Consider the following 5981-nt stretch of genomic DNA (forward strand, 5'->3'; position numbering starts at 1 on the left):
GGCATGCTCGAGGCCAACGGCGTGGTCTTCTCCCGCGAGTCGGCCGAGTACAAGAAACTCTCCGCGCCGCCGAGACGAGGCGGGGAGTAGGGACCCGCCCGGCCGGTGCTCGACGTCTCCGGGCTCACGAAGCGCTATCCCGCCGGAGACGAGGCCCTTCGCGGGGTCTCGCTCGCCGTCGGCGCCCACGAGGTGGTCTTCGTCATCGGGCCCTCAGGCGCCGGCAAGAGCACCCTCATCCGCTGCGTCAACCGGCTGGTCGAGCCCGACTCGGGCTCGGTCACGCTGGACGGCCTGGAGCTGACGACGCTCAACCCGGCCGGGCTCAGGCTCGCGCGGCGGCAGATGGGCATGATCTTCCAGGAGTTCAACCTCGTCGAGCGGCTCACCGTGATGGAGAACGTGCTCACCGGGCGGCTGGGCTACGTCCCGCTCTGGCAGGCCTGGCGGCGCCGCTTCCCCGCCGCGGACGTGGCGCTGGCGTTCGACACGCTCCGGCGCGTCGGGCTCGAGGGCATGGAGAACAAGCGGGCCGACGCGCTGTCGGGAGGCCAGCGCCAGCGGGTCGGCATCGCGCGGGCCCTGGTCCAGCGGCCCAAGATCCTGCTCGTGGACGAGCCGACCTCCAGCCTCGATCCCAAGACGGCCGAGGCCGTGATGGCGCTCATCACCCAGCTCGCCACCGAGGACCGCATCCCGGCCCTGGTGAACATCCACGACGTGCCGCTCGCCCGGCGGTTCGCCCAGCGGATCGTCGGCCTCAACGCAGGGCGCGTGGTCTTCGAGGGCCGACCCGGCGATCTCGACGGCGCCGCGCTCGACCGCATTTACGGCGGCGCCCCCGGCGAGCTGGCTCGGGCGCTCTCGTGAGCCGGCTCCAGGCGTGGCGGCCGCCCTCGGCCTTCCCCAGCCGGTGGATGGGCCCGGCCTGCTGGCTCGCGCTCGGCGCCTTTCTCGTCTGGAACGCGGCCAGCCTCGAGCTGGACCCGGCGCGGATCCAGCGCGGCCTGGCCCGCGCGGGGACGCTCTTCGCCAAGGCCTTCCCGCCCGACTTTCACCGCTGGCGGCTCCTGCTGGACGGCATCGTGGAGAGCCTCCAGATGGCCACGCTCTCCACCGCGCTCGGCACGGCGCTCGGCATCCCGGTCGCTGTGCTCGCCGCGCGCAACGTCGTGCCGCTGCCGGTGTACGCGGCGGGCCGCGGCATCGTCTCCCTCGGGCGCACCTTCCACGAGATCATCGTGGCCATCATCATGGTCAAGGCCGTGGGCTTCGGCCCGCTCGCCGGCACGCTCACGCTCACGGTCAACTCGCTGGGCTTCTTCAGCAAGCTGCTGGCGGAGCAGATCGAGCAGATCGACCGCGGCCAGGTGGAGGCCGTGCGCGCGACCGGCGCGGGACGCGGGGCCGTGCTGCTGTTCGGGGTGCTGCCCCAGGTCCTGCCGCGCGTCATTGGGCTGACCGTATACCAGTGGGACATCCACCTCCGCCAGTCCACGATCATCGGGATTGTCGGGGCGGGCGGCATCGGGACTACTCTTTACAACTCCTTCTCCCGCTACGACTACGACTTCAGCCTGGCCATCCTGCTGGTCATCATCGCGATCGTCGCGGCGGGCGAGTGGGCGAGCGCCTGGGCCCGCGGGAAGATCCAGTGATGACGCGTCCGGCGGCGGCGCCGGTTCCACCGGTCTGGACCCGCCGGAGCCGCGGCCAGCAGGTCGCGCGTCTCGCGGCGCGCCTGGGCGTCGCGCTGGTGCTCGTGTGGGCGGCCCGAGGCATGGGCGTCCGCTGGGAGTGGGTCGCCGACTCCCCGGCCCAGCTCGCCGATCTCTTCGTCCGGATGGTCCCGCCCGACTGGGCCTTCGCCGGCGCGCTCATCAACCCGCTCCTGCAAACGGTGCACATCGCGACCCTCGGCACGGCCGTGGCCGTGCTCCTGGCCCTGCCCGTCGCCGTCCTCGCGGCGCTCAACACCACATTCAATCGGGGCACCTATCTGCTCGCCCGCCTGCTCATCGTGGTCAGCCGCTCGGTGGACTCGCTCATCTGGGCGCTGATCTTCATCATCATCGTGGGACCGGGCTCTCTGGCCGGGGCGCTCGCCGTGGGCGTGCGCTCGCTGGGTTTCGTCGCCAAGCTCTTCGCGGAAGGCATCGAGGAGATCGACCGCGGCCAGGTCGAGGCGGTCACGGCCACCGGAGCCGGCCGCTTCCACGTGCTCGTCTACGGCATCGTGCCCCAGATCCGGCCGGTGTTCGCCGGCGTCTGCGTGTTCCGCTGGGACATCAATATCCGCGAGTCGACGGTGCTCGGCATCGTGGGGGCGGGCGGCATCGGCTTCGTGCTGAACGAAGCCATCCTGGGGCTCGAGTGGGCGCGGGTCAGCCTTATCTTATTGGTGATCCTGGGCGTCGTGGCGTTGTCCGAGGTGGCCTCGGCCTGGATCCGGCGCCGTCTCGCATGAGCCCTATCCGCCGCGACCCGCCGAGACGAGACTGACCACATTGCCGGCGCCGAGGACAGAAAGGTATCGCCGGCCGAGCGTTCGCAGCCATGGCGTGAAACTCAGGTTGCCTGCTGGCGTGTCGTAGCGTCCTGGAGTGGCCGTAGTCCTCTCCCTCCTTGATCACCGTCACCTTGGCGGCGAACTCGGGGATCCGGGTCCCCTCCGCGGGCAACGCCGCGTCTCAGCCGCGGCCGGCGCTGCGCCTACGTCCTCTAGCTCGGCGCTTCGCGCCGGCCCTCGGCTGCAGACGCTGGTTTGACAACGAACGCCGTACGGTCGCCCTACCACGTCGCGTGGTGCCCAGCACGGGGACCTGAACGCCGTTGACCCGCTTGCTCTTGCAGCGGAGGATGCGGATCGACCCTCCCACCAAGGCCTTCACCGCGAGGGCGGCCTTGCGTCGTTTGAACAATGTAGCGCGCCGCGGGTCGTTCATCACGTAGACATCGTCAGACACGTTGTAGTACAGCGCGAACCGCGGCCCCATCTGTGAGACCAGCAGGTATCGAGTGGCGTCAGCGAGATCGGCCATCCGCCGCCGTAGCTCCTGGATTTGTGCAGGTGTCAGCTCCTCGTCGACTGCATCAGACTCAAGGTACGTCGTCCTATCGGACGCTGCGCCCCGTTCACCAGGAGGGCGCACTCGAGCTCGCCCCCGAACGCCTCGGGAGAAGTCGTACTCTTTCCTCATACCCGCGCCGTGGCCCCGTTCGTCGAACGGCCGTGCTCAGCGGCCTGCGCAGCCGGTCCGCTGCAGCGGAGTGTTCGGCGATACGGCGCCGCGCGGTCAGGCGGCATAACAGATGATCTCGAGCTCGGTTCCCGTCTCCACCTTGGCCAAGATCTGGTCGACCCGGCCGAGCACTGTGTCCTCGATGAGATACTCAGGGCAGTTCCCGCATTGTAGGAGCGGCAGACCCTTGACGATGACAATTCCCGTGTCCCGGATTTTAAAGGGGAGATCGCTGCTCTTCGCCCTCAGCTCGGCGCCACAAACCGTACACTTCATCGCCTCGGTCTCCTGTTCTTGAGGTCGGCCTGCCACTCCTGGGAGTCGGGGCGGTAGGACGTAACCACCCGGACATTATCACCTTCGACGTCCGCCGCGAACAACACGTGGAATGCCTCGGACCCATGCCGCGCGAGAACCAGGTAGCTCGGCAGGTATTTATCGTCGGGGTACGCCTCGACCAACTCGTAGGTGTCGACGGCCGCTAAGATCACCTCGCGGGGAATAAACCGTCCCCAAGGCGCATATTCACGTGGTAGGTCCAGAGGATTTGACCTCGCCGAACCTGGTCCTGGACGAAGCGGATCGGGTCGTCGGGAAGTCTGTTCTCAGCAGCCACTCCATCGTCTCCCTCTCACTTCAGTCCGTATGCGGCGAACGCGCGGCATCAGCCGCAGCCACAGGCCGCCGGCTGAATGCCGAAGTTCGATCCTCGCCGATGATCACGACCTCCGTCGAATGCGAACCTGGCCGGGCGAGACGACGCTGAACGCGCCGACCAGTTCCGCCGCACGGTCCCGACATACCTCGCCGACAATGTCCGCTTTCGTCGCGTTCGCCAAGCCCGCAAGCCGAAGCAGGATCACCCCGGAGTTCACGAGGCTTTGCCGGAAGACCAGCTCGCCAAAGTCCTTGTCCGCAGTCAGCAGAACGGCCCTCCGCGCGTTCGCCTACTGGAGAACCTCCTCATCGGCAATGCTGGGGGACAACTCAGCGACGTAGACGACGTCATGGCCGCCCTGGCGGAGGCGCTCCACCACCGGGCGGTCGACACCTTCATCCGGGACCAGGTTCACGCGGACTTTGCACTGATGGGGTAGACGACCTCAGCTCGAAGCGCCTGACCTGCGAAGCGGAGGGCAGCCAGCACCCCCTCGCGCGTCAGGCGGGGGTGGGCCTCGAGCACCGCCTCGATGGATTCGCCGCTGCCCAGCTTCTCGAGAATGAGATCCACCGTGACGCGGGTCCCCGCAACAACCGGCTTGCCCATCATCACCCTGGGATCGGAGACGATCATCGGTCCACTCATCATCGACCTCCTGGCGGTAACTCTAGCAGACTCGTCCTACTGCCCGCGGGGAATCACGCCAATGGGGCGAACGTAGCGCTAACCGGCGGCCCGCTTGCGGGCCGTCCGGGTTGAGCGAGGAGTTAGACGCTCGGGTCTCTCGACGAGGCGGCGGGCAACGAACTTGTGCAGTACGCTCGCGATCAATGTCTGATATGGCACGCCTTCCTCGAGAGCGCGGGCTCGCAGATCTCTCAGATCGGGCGAAGATAGTCTGATATTGACGCGCCGATCCTTGATCGAGGTAGCCCGCGCCGCCTCGCGAAGTGCCTTCAGTTCCGATTTCGACGGCATCGTCGACCCCAGGACGCCACTCTCGTAGGCCCCGATGATTTCCTTCTCGAACGCATCAATCTTCTTCATCATGTTTCACCTTGGCTCAGGTACTCACGCGTGGCCTTCCGGCTCGGGATCACCGTTTTGAGAAAGTACCCGTCCGGCTCCTCGACGTACGGGACCAGATAGGCGTAGCCCTCGACAGCCACCACCAAAATCAGCTGGTCGGGGTACCGGCCCTCCTTAGGATGCCGCAGTACATCCAAGACATCGCCGTCCTCGATGGCAAGTACGATCCGCTCAAATGAGGTTCCCCGTTCTGCCTTCAGTGCTTCGTTCTTCTCGGGGTTCCAGCGGAACCTCCTCACGTGGCAAGTGTACTAGGTCGTGTGCCTTTTGTCATCACCAGCTTGTGCGCCGTCATCGCGGCTAACGAGAAGTCGCCTGAACAGCGTTACCTGACTGCGTAGTTCTGTATATCACGGCCGATGAGCCCGACGCGGCAAGGGGACGCGTGAATTCCCGCCAGCTTGCGTAGGCCCCCCGCTCCGCGTCCCGTGATAGACCGCGAGGCGCTGCGGGATATCCCGCTCGGATATCTGATATCGCTGCTGAAGGGCGAGGCTCATCATAGGAACATCCGGTCGGCGGGGCTCTGGACCCCGGCCGGGCCCCTGTTGAGGACGTGGGTGTAGATCATCGTCGTGCTCACGTCCTGGTGGCCAAGAAGCTCCTGGACGGTGCGGATGTCGTGGCTCTCCTCCAGCAGGTGGGTGGCAAACGAGTGACGGAAGGTGTGGCACGTCGCCGGCTTGGCGATCCTGGCGGCACGGACCGCATCCGTCACCGCCCGCTGGAGCACGGATTCGTGGAGGTGGTGGCGGCGCCGCTGGCCGGTCACGGGCTCTACGTAGAGACGCGTGGCGGGGAAGACCCAGTGCCAGCCCCATTCGCGGCCGGCGTTCGGGTACTTGCGCAGGCGCGCGCCGGGCAGTTCGACCCAGCCGGCGCCGTGGCGGAGGTCGGCCTGGTGTTGCTCGCGAGCGCCTTCCAGGTGGGCGGTCAGGGCGGCCTTGACCGCGGCCGGCAGCATCGTCACCCGGTCCTTGTGGCCCTTG

Annotated in this window: 9 protein-coding genes and 1 pseudogene; 3 read left to right on the forward strand and 7 right to left on the reverse strand. The window is 67.3% G+C overall.

Annotation, left to right across the window (positions count from 1 at the left end; genetic code table 11):
* Nucleotides 1–105: 105 nt before the first annotated feature.
* Genes phnC through phnE (VGV06_12440) form a run of 3 tightly spaced genes read left to right on the forward strand, consistent with a single transcriptional unit; the run spans nucleotide 106 to nucleotide 2467 of the window.
* Nucleotides 106–870: a phosphonate ABC transporter ATP-binding protein gene (phnC, locus tag VGV06_12430; protein ID HEV2055959.1), complete on the forward strand. Its 765-nt coding sequence runs from the start codon at nucleotides 106–108 to the stop codon at nucleotides 868–870.
* Entirely contained in the window at nucleotides 867–1658 is a 792-nt protein-coding gene (gene phnE, locus VGV06_12435; GenBank protein HEV2055960.1) for a phosphonate ABC transporter, permease protein PhnE, read from the forward strand. The genes phnC and phnE (VGV06_12435) overlap by 4 nt, the downstream gene beginning before the upstream one ends.
* Nucleotides 1658–2467 (forward strand): phosphonate ABC transporter, permease protein PhnE, encoded by an 810-nt coding sequence (phnE, locus tag VGV06_12440; protein HEV2055961.1) that lies wholly within the window; start codon nucleotides 1658–1660, stop codon nucleotides 2465–2467. Before phnE (VGV06_12435) ends, phnE (VGV06_12440) begins: the two co-directional genes overlap by 1 nt.
* 829 nt (nucleotides 2468–3296) lie before the next feature.
* On the opposite strand, the gene VGV06_12445 is transcribed toward phnE (VGV06_12440), so the two are convergent.
* From VGV06_12445 to VGV06_12475, 7 genes and pseudogenes are all read right to left on the reverse strand, one after another.
* Nucleotides 3297–3518 carry a YgiT-type zinc finger protein gene (locus tag VGV06_12445; GenBank protein HEV2055962.1) on the reverse strand — a complete coding sequence of 74 codons (222 nt, stop codon included), beginning with the start codon at nucleotides 3516–3518 and terminating at the stop codon, nucleotides 3297–3299.
* On the reverse strand, nucleotides 3515–3784 hold the full coding sequence (locus tag VGV06_12450; GenBank protein ID HEV2055963.1) for a DUF4258 domain-containing protein: 270 nt from the start codon (nucleotides 3782–3784) through the stop codon (nucleotides 3515–3517). Before VGV06_12450 ends, VGV06_12445 begins: the two co-directional genes overlap by 4 nt.
* Before the next feature lie 177 nt (nucleotides 3785–3961).
* Nucleotides 3962–4315: pseudogene (locus VGV06_12455) on the reverse strand (DUF5615 family PIN-like protein).
* Nucleotides 4312–4536: a DUF433 domain-containing protein gene (locus VGV06_12460; protein HEV2055964.1), complete on the reverse strand. Its 225-nt coding sequence runs from the start codon at nucleotides 4534–4536 to the stop codon at nucleotides 4312–4314. Before VGV06_12460 ends, VGV06_12455 begins: the two are co-directional and overlap by 4 nt.
* Nucleotides 4537–4626: 90 nt before the next feature.
* On the reverse strand, nucleotides 4627–4953 hold the full coding sequence (locus VGV06_12465) for a hypothetical protein (GenBank protein ID HEV2055965.1): 327 nt from the start codon (nucleotides 4951–4953) through the stop codon (nucleotides 4627–4629).
* On the reverse strand, nucleotides 4950–5231 hold the full coding sequence (locus VGV06_12470; protein HEV2055966.1) for a BrnT family toxin: 282 nt from the start codon (nucleotides 5229–5231) through the stop codon (nucleotides 4950–4952). Before VGV06_12470 ends, VGV06_12465 begins: the two co-directional genes overlap by 4 nt.
* Before the next feature lie 260 nt (nucleotides 5232–5491).
* The coding region (locus VGV06_12475) for a tyrosine-type recombinase/integrase (protein ID HEV2055967.1) at nucleotides 5492–5981 on the reverse strand (490 nt) is incomplete at its 5' end.

It is taken from the genome of Candidatus Methylomirabilota bacterium, from assembly GCA_035936835.1.
Lineage (GTDB): Bacteria > Methylomirabilota > Methylomirabilia > Rokubacteriales > CSP1-6 > AR37.

Coding starts and splice junctions, on each gene's coding strand:
- phnE (HEV2055961.1), top strand. CDS start 1,658: ATGACGCGTCCGGCGGCGGCGCCGGTTCCACCGGTCTGGACCCGCCGG.
- VGV06_12465 (HEV2055965.1), bottom strand. CDS start 4,953: ATGATGAAGAAGATTGATGCGTTCGAGAAGGAAATCATCGGGGCCTAC.
- VGV06_12445 (HEV2055962.1), bottom strand. CDS start 3,518: ATGAAGTGTACGGTTTGTGGCGCCGAGCTGAGGGCGAAGAGCAGCGAT.
- VGV06_12460 (HEV2055964.1), bottom strand. CDS start 4,536: ATGATCGTCTCCGATCCCAGGGTGATGATGGGCAAGCCGGTTGTTGCG.